Origin of the sequence: Flavobacterium sufflavum, from assembly GCF_004016525.1 — a bacterium.
GTDB lineage: Bacteria > Bacteroidota > Bacteroidia > Flavobacteriales > Flavobacteriaceae > Flavobacterium > Flavobacterium sufflavum.
This window is the reverse complement of record NZ_SACJ01000004.1, coordinates 168,770-184,448: the sequence shown is the minus strand read 5'-3', so window position 1 is coordinate 184,448 and position 15,679 is coordinate 168,770. Positions and strand designations below refer to the sequence as shown.

Below are 15,679 nucleotides of genomic sequence, written 5' to 3'. Positions count from 1 at the left end.
TTTGGTATTGTTTTTGAAGAATACCAGAACAATAAATTGTAAAAATTGAATTCTTAATAATAATTTAAAAAGCATGAATTTAGAAAAAATATTAGCGATTTCTGGTAAACCAGGTTTATATGTTTTAAAAGTACAAACACGTACTGGTTTTGTAGCAGAATCATTGGCAGATGGAAAAAAAATCACAGTAAATTTAAAAAGTAATGTGAGTTTATTATCTGAGATTTCAGTTTACACTTATGAAGGAGAGAAACCGTTGAAAGAAGTAATGGATGCTATCGCTACTAAAGAAAATAACGGTCCGGCTATTTCTCATAAAGAGGATAATGCAGCCTTAGCAGCTTATTTTAAAGAGGTTTTACCAACTTATGATGAAGAAAGAGTTTATGCTTCAGATATTAAGAAAATCTTAAACTGGTACAACACTTTACAAGCTAAAGGTTTAATTGTTGAAGAAACTGCAGTGGAAGAAGTAGTAGAAGCGGCAGTTGCTGAAGCAGAAGCTCCAGCTGAGAAACCAAAAAAAACTAAAAAAGTAACAGAATAATTGATTTTGAATTTTTATAAAAATCCTGTGTTCTAAACTAATTAGAACACAGGATTTCTTATTTTTACCCAAAACCCAATGCAATGAATACAAGACAAACCCAGTTACAGGCTTTTGAGCGATTATTAGATATTATGGACGATTTGCGTGAAAAATGTCCCTGGGATAAAAAGCAAACCCTGCAAACCCTTCGTCATCTTACTATTGAAGAAACCTATGAACTAGGTGATGCAATCTTAGATAATGATTTGAATGAAGTTAAAAAAGAGTTGGGCGATTTGTTATTACACATTGTTTTTTATGCCAAAATAGGCAGCGAAACCAATGATTTCGATATTGCCGATGTATGTAACGAAATTTGTGAAAAACTCATTCACCGTCATCCTCATATTTACAGCGATACAGTGGTAAAAGATGAAGAAGAAGTCAAACAAAACTGGGAAAAATTAAAACTCAAGGAAGGCAAAAAATCCGTACTGGAAGGCGTTCCCCGAAGTTTGCCGGCCTTAGTAAAAGCCAGTAGAATTCAGGATAAGGTAAAAGGAGTGGGCTTTGATTGGGAAGAATCGCATCAGGTTTGGGACAAGGTGCAGGAGGAATTACAAGAACTGCAAGAGGAGGTAAAATCAGGAAATCAGGACGAAATAGAAGCCGAATTTGGCGATGTGCTGTTTTCGATGATAAATTATGCCCGTTTTCTGAATGTAAATCCCGAAGATGCGCTGGAACGAACCAACAAAAAATTCATTAAAAGATTCCAATATTTAGAAAGCAAAGCCAATGATTTAGGAAAATCCCTAATGGATATGTCCCTGGCTGAAATGGATGTTTTTTGGGAAGAAGCGAAGAGATTGTAGATTCCAGATTTTAGAAAGCAGATTTCAGATTTTAGATTACTGTCTTAATGATTTTAGGGCTTATCCGCAAGCTCGTCATTGCGAGGAACGAAGCAATCTCATCAAGTAACTCTACAAAGTATTTGATTGCTTCACTGTTGTTGGCAAGGATTATAAATCCACACTATTGGGCAAAATCTGTATTGGTAGTTTTACTTAGATAGCTTCAATTTCCATTAATACTGTTCTGTTTTGTGGTCCTAAATTTATTTTTCTTTTGAATGAAGACTTTTTCAGAATTCCTTTTTCAAAATTTAATTCTTGCATTGAACTTTCACTAATTTCAAAAATTTCATTTCCAAATTCTTGTTCAATTTCTTTTATATGATCTTTATTATTTTTCTTTAAATGCTCCATTACAGATTTTGTAAAAACTGCTCCTTCTACAATTTTGCTAGTTTCTATTTTACAAATTGAATTTTTATTATCGATGTTTACTAATTTTACTTTTTCAACTGCATCGAAAGGTGCACCGCCAAGGGGATTTGGAAATTTCATATTGTTAAGTTGTTCAAAGTCAATTTTGTATTTATAACCAAATGAAAAATTATAAAGCTTGATATGTTTTAATAATGCAATTTCTAAACCTTGTTTAGAAACAATCATTTGCTTTGCTGCATTATATTGAACTTTCATATTAGGACTTATGTCTTTTCCATTAAGTTCATCTATAGCTTTATTGGAAGCTGTTCTTATTTCCTCAACATTCACAAGTTCAATGAATCTACCAAAATTTGATAATTTTATTTTAAATTTTGTATTCAAAAGTTTAGCTAATATGTTATTTTCAAAATTTGGGTCTTTGTTTGCTATTACTGAATTTGTATAAATCCATTCAACTAAATATTCTGTTTCGCTTTTTTCTAAAACTTTAAAATTAGCATTGAAAGTTGTCAAATATGTAAATGGTTTCTCTTTTACAATATCAGTTGTTGTGCTTTTAATTATTATAGAATGAGCTTCATTTTTTTCCCAGTGAGGAATAATTTCTACTTCTGAAGTATTTAATGTTTCATTTTGTCCAAATGACAAAAATGAAATTGATAATAATGTAATATTTATTAGAATTCTGTTTAATTTCATTTTTTGCTCATTTTCTGTTGTTAAAAATTTCCGCTAATAAATCTGCGCTATCGGTTTATGCATCTGGAATATTAGGTTCTACCAAACGTTTTAATTTATCCAATGATTCCTGCCAACCTAAATAGCACATTTCAGTTGGTATTACATCAGGTATTCCTTCTTGTGTTGCAAAAAGTTCAGTGCCACATAATACTTTTCTTAATTCTATTGTTGTAATCATTTGTCCGGGTAAATTTGGATCGTCAAACTCGTCAGTATATTTTAATAGTTCATTAGGTATAATTTCTAAATATTCGCCACCAAATGAATGACTATTGCCCGTAGTGAAATTTGTAAACGACATTTTGTATTTACCTCCAATTTGCACATCCATACTATGTACTTTGCAAACAAAACCATAAGGCGGTAACCAGGACGCCATAGCGTCAGCATCTGTGAAAGCTTTATAAACTTTTTCAGGACTTGCAGTAAAAACTCTGTGAAGTGTAACTTTATTTGCCATTGTATTCTTTTTTAAATTAATAAAATTAAATATTTTCTTTTTGATAGAATTCTAATTGTTGGATTTGCCCAATCATCCAAAATACAAAACTAACTTTCCATAAAGCCAATTGCCCAAATCTGTTGTAGTAGCTAGTACTTTTTTGTCGCAATTATAATACCTGTTGACCAATTCATCTTTGTTAAGTTGAAATCCATTCTGTTTTCTAAATATTCGATTAGTTTATTGACATTTTCTTGATGTCCTTCAGGCCAATTTGGTTGTGTCAACATATCATCAATAATATAAAAACCTCCGACTTTTACCAATTCCAGAATTTCATTTATTTCACTATATTTTCCTGGCCAAGCATCTGCAAAGACTAAATCAAATTTTTCACTATTGTAGTTTTTAATCCATTCACTTCCGTCCGCACAAATAATTTCAACTCTTTCATCAGTTCCAAAATAACTTTTAGCTATATCAGTTAGTTTTGGGTCATTGTCAATAGTAACTAATTTAGAATCAGAATCCATTCCGTCAATCATCCAAGAAAGTGACAGACCAATTCCGGTTCCAATTTCTAATATTTTTGATTTTGGTTTGGAAGTAATAAGTGTCTTCAATAATGTTCCAATCAACAAATCTGAAGGCATACTGAAACCGATTTCTTTCGATTTTGCATCAATTTCAAAATGAAGCTTAGGGATATCTAAGATATTTGAATCTTTCATAGTTTTATTTTTAGTATTAGGCACAACGTTCTATTGCTACAAGCGGTTTGGGATTAAATTAAGCCCTATTTTCGGATTTGCAAAATGATTCCAAATACAAAACTAACTTTCCATTAAGGTTATTGTCCAAATCCTTTGTAGTAGATTTTAGGCGTTCGGTTGCTTATTTAATTTATGTTTCCATTTTCTGTTTTTCTCCCTATTCAATGTTTTCTACTCTGTATTTTTTAAAGAAATAGTAAATCACAAATCCAATTAATAAACTAAAACTAAATTCAAAATAAGTTTCAATTCTATATCTATTATAGCCATAAAACAAGAATTCTTTTAAACCATAAACTATCATAAAAATTGGAAATACTATTTGTTTAAAAATTATGTAAATCTTAATTATTGACAATGAATGTTTTGTTGTTATGAAGAATGAAATGAAGGTAACTAAAGTTAAAAGTAGATTAAAATACCGCAAAATTATTGTAGAAGCGAAGTCATTATTGCTAGAAATTCTTGAAATTGTAATTATAAGATCAATTCCAACAAATAAAATTAATAATGTCCTAAAAATTTTGTTGGTAAATAATTTATCGATCATAGTTTTCAATTTTTATTTTAGGAAAGTGTTTTTTTTGTAATAATTTGATTTTAGGCTAATAGTTGCATTAATTGCGCTTTTACAGTTAAACAACTAAAACAAACATAATTATGAATTACCATACAATCCGCTAAATCATAATTTTCTCCAATACTATCTATTTGAGCATAAAAAGTCATTTCTTTTTTGCAATTATCGCAAGTTGGATAATCATCCTCACTAACTTCTTCAGGTTTTCCGCCTAAGAAATGTCTAGTTCCCGCAATCTCATTCCATTTGTAACCTATCGCAGATGTCGCTTCGTTTGTTTCTGGACTTGGGACTAATTTAATTTTTGGAATTTCCATTTTTTTCAATTTGTTATTTTCCATTTCGTTTCTTGTTAACTGACGTCTAACTTGTACATAGGTCTGACAGCAATCAGATTTTATTAATATCAAATATATAAAATATTCTTACAAAAAAATAAAAGTACTTTTAATTTACGGAATAGTTTTGATGGTTATTTCTAAAAACCTAAAAACCTAAAAACCTGTAAAACTTAGTTTTACAGGTTTTTAGCTTCTTGTATGTACGAGTAAGATACTCGCACCAGCTAGGGTAGTATTTACTTTCGTTAAAATTCTTTTTCTCCCAGTTCACTTGCAGGTAGTTTTGTTTTGCTGCTAAATTTGTTTAGGTTGATACTAAAATTTAATAGAAGAACATCTGTTTCATATACATAGTTTGTTGTGGTATAAAAATCGTTGCCCCAGGTTGTAATTCGTTGTTGGTTTGCATTCATAAAACCAAGATTCATATTTTGCCATTGTAGTCCCAAAGAATATTTACCATTCCCAAATGTTTTCTTTACTGAAGTATTGGGTGAAAAAAATCTTGAATCTTCACCTTGCGCAGTGGGTCTGTTCGACAAGTAATTGGCGTTGGCTTGTAAATTCCAGTTGTTTCCTAAGTCAAAGGTTGTATTCATATTGATAGAATACACCCAGTCAGCATTGTTTACAGTGGAAGTCGTCCCCAACACATTCAAAGGACCACTAATTTTATAGTTGTAAACATTAGCTCCCAGATAAGTAGTAATCCATTTTATTGGTTTTATTGTAGTGCCTAATTCTAAACCAATAAGCCTTGCTTTTTCGGCATTGGTAAAAAGCCTGTTTAAGATAGTATCAGCATAGACACTATTCACTCTTTGTATGGGATTCTTGATGTTTTGATAATACATTGTTGCAAAAAAGGAACCTTTCTTGAAATTGTGATTGATCCCTAGTTCAACAAGATCTATAAATTGGGGTAATAAATCAGGGTCGCCTTGCTCTAAGGTTTCAGAGTGTTCTCTCTCGGGAATTGGGTTTAATTCAAAGTTATTATTTCGTTGCACTCTTTTACTATATCCTGCCTTAATGCTCCAGTCATTATTAATGGTATAAAGCAAGTTTGCCGAAGGGAAAAAGTTGCTCAAATTGAGATTATGTGGATTAACGTCTGATGATAGGTTTACTTCTCTTGTGGCGTATTCGTACCTTAATCCTGCGGTATATTTTAGCTTTGAAATGGCGTTGGAATATTGAGCATAAGCAGCATTAATTATATTTATTGATTTAGCAGTTCCGCTAAATTTTGCAATATCAGCTTGGTTTGTAGATGGAGTTACGTTATAGTCAAATGTCCCATCTTGTTTGTCCCATCTGTACTGATAACCGGTTTCCAATTTCCCTTCTCCAATAGTGGTGCTATAATCCAATTTTAATCGGTAGCCGTTAATTGGGTTAGAGTAGGGGTTTGTTACCAATTGAAAAAGAGTACTCTTATTTGGAAGGTCTAAATTTTTATTGGTGGTATTGCCATATAAATTTGCCTTTTCGTATATAGCTGATGTAGAAAGTTTTGAATTGTTTTTAAAAGTGTGGCTATAATCAAAATTGCCTAATAAAAACTTACCTTCTTTATTTTGCAGATTGGAATTAAAATAAGAGAACTGACTTAAAAGATCCCCAGTTGTTAAGTCGGCTGTTGAATTGTTATAAGTAATATCCGCTCTTCGTTGTTGGTATTTTTTACTTGCAAAAAAGCCAATTCCAAATACGTCATTTTTATTAGCTGCATAGTTTATATTTGTTCTTAGACCATAATTATATTTGTCAAAACTTCTTTCACCTGTTGAAGGAAAATAGGTAATCGTGTTGTTAGTGAAATTCTTGGTATAAACGTTGCCTTCTCTTCTGCCGTTGGCATCGTTTCTTGTATAATTTCCGCTAACTGAAATATCCCATTTGCTTTTTTTGTAGTTGATGGTTGCATCTGCACCATACCTATGCGGATTTTCAAGATTGTTATAATTGGTGGTACTTGGCAAACCTGCCAGAACATTGGCCTGCAAAGCAAAACCATCAGTTGTTCCTTTTTTTGTAGTAATGTTTATTATCCCGCCTTTTCCGTCAGCATCATATTTGGCTGAGGGAGCAGTTATTAATTCAATGTTTTCAATAGTGTTGGCGGGAAATTGGCTTAGAATGGTTTGTGCATCAGTTAAAATCGGTTTTCCATTAATAAGAACCAAGAAACCTGTTGAGCCTCTTACACTTATTTCACCAGAGCTATTAACCGAAACTGAGGGTAGATTTTTTAAAACATCTGTTGCGCTGCCTCCTTTTGCTGCCTCAAAGTGGTTTGCTTTATAGGTTTGCTTATCAAATTTATTATTAATTGTACTTTTTTGTCCTTTTACAACAACTTCCTCTAATAATTTAGTAGACACATTTAAATAGATTTTGTCCAATGTAATGTGTTGGCTTTTGTCTAATACTGAAAAATTAGAATAAAATGTTTCATAACCAATGGAAACTATTTTAAGGATATAATTTCCCGTATTTATTTTGGGGATTGAAAATGTCCCACTCTTTTGAGTCAACACACCAGCTACAACAGTTGAGTCGGCTTGTTTTAGTATAGCCACACTTGCAAACTCTATAGGCAAATGATTTTGCTTCTCAATAACAATTCCTTTAATTGTTGCATTCTGAGCTTGTAAAATATTAAATAGAAGTAAAAGACTAAGGGATAAAAAGGATTGTTTTGAAAATGACATTTTGAAAGATGAATTGTTAAATCTGTTTGTAATAATTAGAGGCTTATTCTGAAAAAGTGATGCTCTTTTTTAGGCTATTCTGAAATTTCCAATTGAAGTATGACATCCCGATAGCGTTTTCCTAGCGAAAACAATTGTTCGGCGATAAACATGATAAATAGAGGCATAGCAAAGAAAGTAAGCAGATTTTCTTCGTATAAAAAATAGCTGGTTACAATGTAAATTCGGCCGTATTCCAGATAATAAATCCATTTTCGATGCTCTAATAAAGCTCCGCAATTGATGAGTGTAATGAGGATAAAAGTCAGCGCAAAAACTTTATCAGCAATATTTAAAAACTCAAAATCATAAGTAACGACAGTCAGAAATAAAATGCAAATTCCCAATTGGATGTAGAGATAATTCCTGAATTTAAGGCGCTTATTCGGATTCGATTTATCCTGAAGAAAGCGTTTCTCTAACTCAGGTCGGATATTCTGATCCATATGAGCGGGACTTCCAAATATGGCCAGTAATTTAGCTTTAAATCCTTTAGACCTTTTCCACAATTCGAAAATTTCGAAATAATAATGAAAATGCTGCCACAGAAAACTATAGCTTTTTAATGGATGCGTTAATCCGTATTTTGGTTTTTCTTCTTCGGATTGAAAAGTTCCAAAGAGTCTATCCCAAAAGGTAAACATATCCCCGAAATTCTTATCCAGGTATTTCTCGTCTGAGGCGTGATGCACACCATGTACTGATGGAGTTACAAAAACATATTCTAGCCATTTTATTTTTCTCACGAGTTGGGTATGCGTAAAAAAAGAATAGGCACCGTGAACTATCAACATGGTAATAACCATCGAAGGATGAAATCCTAATAAAGGTAGCACACACCAAAATCCCGTTCGGACAATAGCCTGAAAAGTAGTAATTCTGGCGGCGGTGGTAAAATTGAAAGCTTCACTGTGATGATGCACAATGTGGGCAGCCCAGAAAAAATTTACTTCATGTCCCAGTCTGTGGTACCAATACCAGACAAAATCGGTCATGAGAATCAATAAAAACCATATAAATGCATTAGTCGGAATATTAAAAATTCGATAATCATCATATATCAAATAATACAGCTGATAAAAACTCGCTGCTATAAATAAATTGATCAATCTTTCGGCAATTCCAATGCTAATATTGGAAACAGAACTTTCGTAATTAAAAATTTCCGGTCTTTTTCTACGTTGAGCAAGCTTAAATTCTAAATACAAAAACAGAAAAAAAGCAGGCATAACGAAGGCAAGAAAATTGATATGCTTCATTTTAATACTATAATTTAAAAAAAGAGATATTGATATCCATTAGTCGCTTTTACAGCTGACAAAAGATTCAATATCTCTTTCCGGTTTAGGGCAATTTTAATTTAGTTTATAGTTGTTTGTGACCAAAGCCACTTCTTTTACAGATTGTGTTTCGGCAACTTTTTGCAAAGCAAGGATATATGAGGCGATTCGCGGTGTTACATTGTATTTTGTAGCCGTTTTAAAGACAGATTTAAAGCTTTTCTCCAATATGTTTTCAAGCTGTCTGTTTACTCGATTGACTCCCCATTTTTCGATAAGCGTATTTTGAAGCCATTCGAAATAGGAAACCGTAACGCCACCGGCATTTGCCAGAATATCAGGAACTACCAAAACATTATTGGCATGCAAAATGGTGTCAGCATCTGAGGAAACAGGACCATTTGCACCTTCAACAATAATTTTAGCACGCACTGAAGCGGCATTCGTTCGGGTAATTACATCTTCTTTTGCAGCGGGTATCAGCACATCGACTTCCAAAAGCAGCAATTCTTCATGTTGTATGGTAACCGAATTAGGGTAGCCTTTGATGCTTTTATTGTTGAGGTTATAATACAAAATCAGTTCCGGAATATTAATACCTTCAGGATTGTACAAAGCTTCCGAAACATCGCTTACGGCAACTACTTTCAATCCTTTTTCATAAAGAAATAAGGCAGAATGAATTCCTACGTTACCAAATCCCTGTACTGCAACAGATGATCTTGCTGGCCTCAATTTCAATTGTTCAATTGCTAAAAGTGTGATGATGCTAACGCCTTTTCCTGTTGCTTCTACGCGTCCTAAAGAGCCTCCGGCGTGTAAATGCTTGCCAGTAACCACTCCGTGAACTGTTTTGCCGTGAACTTGCGAAAATTCGTCCATCAACCATCCCATTTCATCTGGTCCTGTTCCCATATCGGGAGCCGGAACATCTTTTTCGGGCCCAAAAATATCCGATAAACTTTTAGTATAAGCTCTGGTTATTTTTTCCAATTCTCTTTTGGAATGTGCTTTTGGATCGCAAATAATTCCTCCTTTGGCTCCTCCAAAAGGAATTCCAGTCACCGCCGATTTCCAGGTCATCCAGGCTGCCAGTGCTTTTACTTCTTCTAAATTCACTTCAGTATCATAGCGAATTCCGCCTTTAGAAGGTCCTAAAGCCGTATTGTGGATAATGCGGTAACCTTCAAAGTTTTGCTCTATTCCGTTATCTAATACGATTGAAAAGTTAACTACAATTTGTTTTTCGGGGCGTTGTAATTTTTGACGAATTGGGGCATCCAATTTCAAAATGTCTGCTGCTATATTAAACCTGTCAATCATTGATTGAAAGGGACTCTGTTTTATAATTTCTGCACTCATGATTTTATTCTGTTAAATCTGTTTGATTCTATTTTTTTAAATTTATTCCATAAAAAAGCTCTTTTGAGTTGTTACAAAAGAGCTTTATTTTTCTACAAATAAGACCAGGTAACAACAACATGGAGGAATTTTCATGTGACAGCATTGCATCATTCTATTTCTGTTTCTATTGGATCTCATGTTATTATTTATAAAATTTTAAAAAAAGCCTTCCACTTTGGATGAAAGGCTCCAAAAAAAAAATCAAGAAGCTATTAAAGCCATTTTATGTCGAAAAACTTCCAGGTTACATTCGATATAAAAATGTTGTTTAACTTAAATACTTTCATTGTTGATGCAAACCTACAAAATAATTTTATAAATCCTATAGAGTTAATCGAGTTTATTTATGAAAAATTACTGAACTCAGTATTTATAAGACTTTAGAAAGGATTTTTTTTGAAAAAATGTTGAAAAAGCTGATTGAGAATCTATTTTTGGAGGTTGTTTTAGGAATGTTTTGGGCATGATTTGAAAAACCACATTAACGTTTGAACTTATCTAAGCGGTCGGGTTCAAGCAACTATTCCCGCAAACTTGTCATGCTGACGAAGGAAGCATCTCCGCAAGAAACTGACGTTAGTTGGAGTTGCTTAGTTTGTGTAGCGAAGTCAGGAGACTTCGCCTAGCAGGTGTTTTTCATGAAATTAAAATAACTTTTATCGCAATCTTGTCTTTCCGACGAAGGAGGACACGAGCGATAGCGAACTGGCGAAGCAATCTTCGTAAGCAACTCGACAAAGTATTTACTTAACGTTGTTTGCTCATTATCGTGGGCACAGAATGAAATTCTGCGCTAACGTTTGCACATATTTGAGTAATCGTGTAACACCTTATATTTTAGTATAATTCAATCCTTAAACAGAGCGAAGGCTGTTTTTTAAAAGCAAAGTTATTGTCTTGAGGAAGAAGGATATTTTGGTTATCAATGGCTATGGCTACAGCCATTTTTTTGTTTTTTGCGGCACTCACAAAGAAAGGAATGCTTGCTACGCATAATACGCCTCCACCAATGGCAATATAAGCTCCGGTAAAATCGAAATCAAAACTATTACTTGCTTGATTTTCATGTTGTAATTGGACAATACCTCCAATTGCAGCAATTCCTAAACCAGCGCCTAATATTCTCCAGGCTGTTTTTTTTTGGCTTTTACTTTTTTCCAAATAGTAATCTTTTGAAAATGTTGTAGTTTGTGTCTGGCAAAAAGAATTTACAATGAAAAACAACATTGAAAGCGATAATGTAATTTTTTTCATGACCTAAATATTTGTTGCCTACTCTTTCAATATGCAGTTTTCGGCTACTCTGGTGTATTCATTATTTTGATATTAAATGATTTTGTATTATAGCATTAAATTAATGAAAAAAAACAATTTGGAAATACTTTTGCGTTTTTTAAGTAGTTGAATTGTAGTAATTTGATGGTATTGTGTGAGTTTTATTAATGTAATAAGAAAAACACATTACTTAAGTCTAGATATTTGTTTGCTAAAATATTAATCAATTGAAATGTTAGGAACAAGCCTCTCACCGTGTTAAAAAGAAACTATTCCCGCAAACTTGTCATGCTGACGAAGGAAGCATCTCCGCAAGAAACTGACGTTAGTTGGAGTTGCTTAGTTTGTGTGGCGAAGTCAGGAGACTTCGCCTAGCAGGCCTTATTAAAAAATCAACACTTTTTTTATCTCCTCAAAGTTTTTAACCTCTATTTTGCCCTTGGTCGGAATCATATTTTGCCAAACCCAATTATAATGCTCGATTACTTTTTCAGCTTTCAAGTGTGGTCTTTCTCCAGTTGTATGACCATCTTCAACCACTATTATGTTATAATCTTTAGTTAATGCTGACTGTATTGTTGATTCAACACAAAAGTCAGTTGCACAACCTGTGATAAATAATTCATTTATATTTAGTTTGGTTAGTTTTGATTGGAGTAGGGAATTGTAAAACACATCATTAGCGTACTTGTTGATGCAAATATCAGTTGGATTTACTTTTAAATCATCTAATAATTCCCATTCAGTTGTATTTGGTTTAAATTCATTCATTTCTGTACCATCATGTTGAATAAAAATAACAGGTAAGTTAGACTCTCTAAATATTTCAGCAAGAGAATTAATTCGATCTACAATTCCATTTGTGTCAAATCGGGGTGTTTCAGGTGTGAAAGAACCTTTTTGCATATCAATTATCAATAGAGCTTTTTTGTTTTTCATAACAGTCAAAATGTTCTTTTGTAAATGTAATAATTTATAGTATTTACTCTATTTTTAGAGTATTGTTTTTGGCGTAATTTTGGAAAACACTTGCTGCTAACTTGTTTGTACTCGCATAAATTTACCCTGTTTTATTTTAAACTGGCATGTTATGCGTATGTTTTAATTTCTTTTGTTGCGTATTATTTTTTAATAACACTACACAAAAATAAAAATATTACTTACGTATGCAAAAACAGCCGCTTTAAAAACGACTGTGAATGAGTATTTTCTATTTTTTTCTCGAATCTTCGGGACTGCAATCTGCATTCTGCGTTCTGTATTCTAAAATCGAGCTATTTTTCCTTTCCAGCCCAGATACCCATTCCTTGGTAATTCATTGTCTGAATCTGCTAAAACCTGTTCGGTTTGGCTTTTATTAATTGCTGAAAGTTGTTCAATACTGCTGTAAACACCACTTTTAAGACCGGATAAATAGGCGGCTCCTAAGGCGGAAACGTCTGGATTTCGTTGTTTGTTCAACGGAATTCCTAATAAATCGGCTAAAAAATGAATGACAAACTTGTTTTGAGTCATACCACCGTTTACCGAAATTGATTTTAATGTGGCTTGCATGTCTTTTGCCATAGCTTCTACCACATCTTTTATTTGGTACGGAATGCTCTCTAAAGCTGCCCTGACAATATGATTTTTAGTAGTTCCAAAAGTCATTCCTTCAATCGATGCTTTTCGGCTCATTTGCCAGTGTGGCGCACCCAGTCCGCTAAAAGCAGGAATCAGATAAACACCGGCATTGTCCGGAATGGCTTTTGCCATGGCTTCGGTTTCAGCAGGAGAGGAGAACAATTGCAATTCGTTTTTCAGCCATTCGATAGTGGAACCACAGGAAACAATAGCGCCTTCCAGTGCATAATCTACGCGGTTTTCGGTACTCCAGCAAATGGTGGTCAACATTCCGGAATTGGATAATACGGCTTTGTCGCCAATGTTCATCATAATCGAACTTCCTGTTCCCAGAGTGACTTTGGCGGTACCTTTTTCGAAACAGCCTTCTCCAAAAGTCGCCGCATGCGAATCGCCAATTAAAGATGTAATTGGGATGGAAAGTGGGGTTTTATGGTTCAAAATTTGTCCAAAATCAACCATTCCAAAATCATGTGAAGAAGGGCAAGGTTGAGGTAAATTTAAGTTGGATAATCCCCAGGTTTCTAAAATTTCAGCATCCCATTGTAACGTATGAATATTGAAAAGTAAGGTTCGGGAAGCATTGGTGTAATCGGTTTTGAAATGAGTGCCATTGGTCAATTTGTACAAAAGCCAACAATCTATTGTTCCAAAATAGACTTCACTTTTGGTTACTTTTTCTTTTAATTCGGCGTCATTTTCCAGCAGCCAAAGCAATTTGGTACCAGAAAAATAGGGGTCTAATAGTAAACCTGTTTTTAGTTTGATAAAATCATTCTGTCCTTTTTGGATTAAGTCCGTACAAATAGAAATAGAGCGTTTACAGGCCCAAACCACAGCGGGAGCCAATGCTTTTCCGTCTTTGTCCCAAAGGACAAAAGTTTCTCTTTGATTACTGATACCACAGGAAACAATATCTGAAACAGCCAGACCTTTTTGGGTAAAATCATTCACGCATTCAGTTACGGAGTCGAGTACATTTTGGAAGATGTCTTCAGGATTTTGCTCTACAAAACCATTGTCAAAATAATTTGTTTTTAAATCAACGCTGCCTTTAGCCGCAGCCTGTCCTAATTCGTCAAAAAGTATGGTTTTGGTACTGCTGGTACCCTGGTCTATGGCGAGAATATATTTTTTCATTTTTTAGTGTAAAATTTGCCTTTTAAAAGCTCAGTTAAATAATAAACAATTTTTAAAAGAGAACATTGAATAGAAATATTTCCACCATTAAGAAGTTAAGGAGCATTAAGTTTTAATTATCTTAATTTCTTAATGGTGAAAAAAGAATTAATGTTTTTAATTGTATTTTTTGTTGTCACACAATGTTAATCGAAGTGTTTGGAATAATTATCGAAGCCAATCCCAACGTTTAGCCCAATCTAACAGGACATCACTTCTCCATTTTAAAACCGTTTTACCGCCTTGCCAAATATCATCAAAGAGTTCAGGATTTGTTCTGTCTGAATACCAATTCTTACCTAATTTGTAGTCAGTGGAATGGTGTTTCCCCGGCCAAAGATTGCCTACAAAGAAACTTCCGCTTTGCGTTTCAAATCCGGGAATATTCGAAGTAACTTTATATGTTAATTTTTCAGTACGCTTTGGACAATATCTAATCACATAATTTCCATCACCTTGGTAAAATCCGTCCCATTTTTGTTCTCCAATTTCTGCCTGTACAGTCATTGTAATACAAGCAGAATCTTTAGGAATATTGACAACGGGACCTTTAAAGTGAAATTCTAATATAGAAAATACCGGTACTGTATCTTGCACTGATGTATTTCTTTTAAATACAATTCTGGGGCTATGTGGTATTTTTATGTAGCTGCCACCCCAGCTTTCTTTCATTGGATTATTTGGGTTTCCATCCATCATATATAGTAATGATGGTGTATCACCCATTTTAAGCCTGCCTTCATAACGATTGTTTTTATAGTCTTTACCCAAAAAACCAGCTTCGTTAATATAGTTTTTATAGTAATTTTTTTCATTCAAATTCTCGGCAACATTATCTGAGAAAAAACCATAATAGGATGAATTGGATTCTATAAACCATAGGTTTGGAAATTTTTCAGCTATGTACGCATAACTATTTGCACTCCATTTTTTGTTAGGGCCGCCTATCCAGAATACTTTTATATTTTTCTGGATTTCGGGTTTGTCATGCAATGCCTGTGCTACATCTTCAAGACCTCCCCAAACCAATATCCAAAGAGGCTTTTCACTTTTTTTAAGAGCGCATTTGATAATCCAGTCAGAACCTTCCGTTGAAGTTGCAAAGCCTTTTAATGGTGCAGCTCCCTTTTTTCCTTGTTTTGTTATTGAGCGTAAGTATTCGGGAGATGCTAATCCCTGAACGTGCTTTTTTAGTTTCGGTAAATCTTTTTCGTAAAGATCAATAGTTCTGAGTATTTCTTTTTTGTTACCCTCACCGTATGAAGGCGAAGAAACAACCCCTTCAATATCAAACTTTTCATTATACATTAAGAGGTGTATCATGGATTGGTTATCATCCGGATCAGTACCTCCAATATCGGTACTTATCAGAATTCGGGGTTTAACTGGTACAGATTGTTGCGCTATTAGTTTTTTAGAAACAACGCAAAATAGAATCATAAAAATCAGTTTTTTCAT

At 33.6% G+C, this 15,679-nt stretch carries 13 protein-coding genes; 2 read left to right on the top strand and 11 right to left on the bottom strand.

All coding sequences use genetic code 11. The features are described 5' to 3' along the window. Positions 1-73: 73 nt before the first annotated feature. Together EOD40_RS08795 and mazG are read left to right on the top strand one after the other, a co-directional pair. A complete protein-coding gene (locus EOD40_RS08795; protein ID WP_128194681.1) occupies positions 74-547 on the top strand; it encodes a DUF5606 family protein in 474 nt (157 codons plus the stop codon). An 83-nt stretch (positions 548-630) separates the two neighbouring features. Further along, positions 631-1,404: a nucleoside triphosphate pyrophosphohydrolase gene (gene mazG / locus EOD40_RS08790; RefSeq protein WP_128194679.1), complete on the top strand. Its 774-nt coding sequence runs from the start codon at positions 631-633 to the stop codon at positions 1,402-1,404. Positions 1,405-1,599: 195 nt separating this feature from the next. Here mazG and EOD40_RS08785 read toward each other — a convergent pair whose 3' ends face one another. The 11 genes from EOD40_RS08785 to EOD40_RS08735 all read right to left on the bottom strand — a co-directional run bounded on the left by EOD40_RS08785 (position 1,600) and on the right by EOD40_RS08735 (position 15,679). Continuing rightward, positions 1,600-2,526, bottom strand: a complete 927-nt coding sequence (locus EOD40_RS08785; RefSeq protein ID WP_128194677.1) for a hypothetical protein — start codon at positions 2,524-2,526, stop codon at positions 1,600-1,602. 55 nt (positions 2,527-2,581) lie between these two features. After that, entirely contained in the window at positions 2,582-3,028 is a 447-nt protein-coding gene (locus EOD40_RS08780; protein ID WP_128194675.1) for an SRPBCC family protein, read from the bottom strand. A 131-nt stretch (positions 3,029-3,159) separates the two neighbouring features. Next, entirely contained in the window at positions 3,160-3,741 is a 582-nt protein-coding gene (locus EOD40_RS08775) for an O-methyltransferase (RefSeq protein ID WP_128194672.1), read from the bottom strand. 642 nt (positions 3,742-4,383) lie between these two features. Next, positions 4,384-4,704 carry a hypothetical protein gene (locus tag EOD40_RS08770; RefSeq protein ID WP_231129602.1) on the bottom strand — a complete coding sequence of 107 codons (321 nt, stop codon included), beginning with the start codon at positions 4,702-4,704 and terminating at the stop codon, positions 4,384-4,386. Between the two features lie 245 nt (positions 4,705-4,949). Next, on the bottom strand, positions 4,950-7,421 hold the full coding sequence (locus tag EOD40_RS08765; protein ID WP_128194670.1) for a TonB-dependent receptor domain-containing protein: 2,472 nt from the start codon (positions 7,419-7,421) through the stop codon (positions 4,950-4,952). Positions 7,422-7,495: 74 nt separating this feature from the next. Then, complete coding sequence (locus EOD40_RS08760) at positions 7,496-8,719, bottom strand: sterol desaturase family protein (protein ID WP_128194668.1); 1,224 nt, start codon at positions 8,717-8,719, stop codon at positions 7,496-7,498. Positions 8,720-8,815: 96 nt separating this feature from the next. Next, a complete protein-coding gene (locus EOD40_RS08755; RefSeq protein WP_231129601.1) occupies positions 8,816-10,102 on the bottom strand; it encodes a Glu/Leu/Phe/Val family dehydrogenase in 1,287 nt (428 codons plus the stop codon). 879 nt (positions 10,103-10,981) lie between these two features. Further along, a complete protein-coding gene (locus EOD40_RS08750; RefSeq protein WP_128194666.1) occupies positions 10,982-11,398 on the bottom strand; it encodes a hypothetical protein in 417 nt (138 codons plus the stop codon). Positions 11,399-11,803: 405 nt separating this feature from the next. Further along, positions 11,804-12,358, bottom strand: a complete 555-nt coding sequence (locus EOD40_RS08745; RefSeq protein WP_128194664.1) for an isochorismatase family protein — start codon at positions 12,356-12,358, stop codon at positions 11,804-11,806. Between the two features lie 324 nt (positions 12,359-12,682). Continuing rightward, positions 12,683-14,182, bottom strand: coding sequence for an FGGY family carbohydrate kinase (locus tag EOD40_RS08740; RefSeq protein ID WP_128194663.1), 1,500 nt, complete (start codon positions 14,180-14,182; stop codon positions 12,683-12,685). Positions 14,183-14,389: 207 nt separating this feature from the next. Continuing rightward, positions 14,390-15,679, bottom strand: coding sequence for a nucleoside hydrolase-like domain-containing protein (locus EOD40_RS08735; protein WP_128194661.1), 1,290 nt, complete (start codon positions 15,677-15,679; stop codon positions 14,390-14,392).

Bases quoted from the DNA above. Each gene is read 5' to 3' on its own strand.
- EOD40_RS08795 (WP_128194681.1), top strand. From the start codon at position 74: ATGAATTTAGAAAAAATATTAGCGATTTCTGGTAAACCAGGTTTATAT.
- mazG (WP_128194679.1), top strand. From the start codon at position 631: ATGAATACAAGACAAACCCAGTTACAGGCTTTTGAGCGATTATTAGAT.
- EOD40_RS08785 (WP_128194677.1), bottom strand. From the start codon at position 2,526: ATGAAATTAAACAGAATTCTAATAAATATTACATTATTATCAATTTCA.
- EOD40_RS08780 (WP_128194675.1), bottom strand. From the start codon at position 3,028: ATGGCAAATAAAGTTACACTTCACAGAGTTTTTACTGCAAGTCCTGAA.
- EOD40_RS08775 (WP_128194672.1), bottom strand. From the start codon at position 3,741: ATGAAAGATTCAAATATCTTAGATATCCCTAAGCTTCATTTTGAAATT.
- EOD40_RS08770 (WP_231129602.1), bottom strand. From the start codon at position 4,704: ATGGAAAATAACAAATTGAAAAAAATGGAAATTCCAAAAATTAAATTA.
- EOD40_RS08765 (WP_128194670.1), bottom strand. From the start codon at position 7,421: ATGTCATTTTCAAAACAATCCTTTTTATCCCTTAGTCTTTTACTTCTA.
- EOD40_RS08760 (WP_128194668.1), bottom strand. From the start codon at position 8,719: ATGAAGCATATCAATTTTCTTGCCTTCGTTATGCCTGCTTTTTTTCTG.
- EOD40_RS08755 (WP_231129601.1), bottom strand. From the start codon at position 10,102: ATGAGTGCAGAAATTATAAAACAGAGTCCCTTTCAATCAATGATTGAC.
- EOD40_RS08750 (WP_128194666.1), bottom strand. From the start codon at position 11,398: ATGAAAAAAATTACATTATCGCTTTCAATGTTGTTTTTCATTGTAAAT.
- EOD40_RS08745 (WP_128194664.1), bottom strand. From the start codon at position 12,358: ATGAAAAACAAAAAAGCTCTATTGATAATTGATATGCAAAAAGGTTCT.
- EOD40_RS08740 (WP_128194663.1), bottom strand. From the start codon at position 14,182: ATGAAAAAATATATTCTCGCCATAGACCAGGGTACCAGCAGTACCAAA.
- EOD40_RS08735 (WP_128194661.1), bottom strand. From the start codon at position 15,679: ATGAAAAAACTGATTTTTATGATTCTATTTTGCGTTGTTTCTAAAAAA.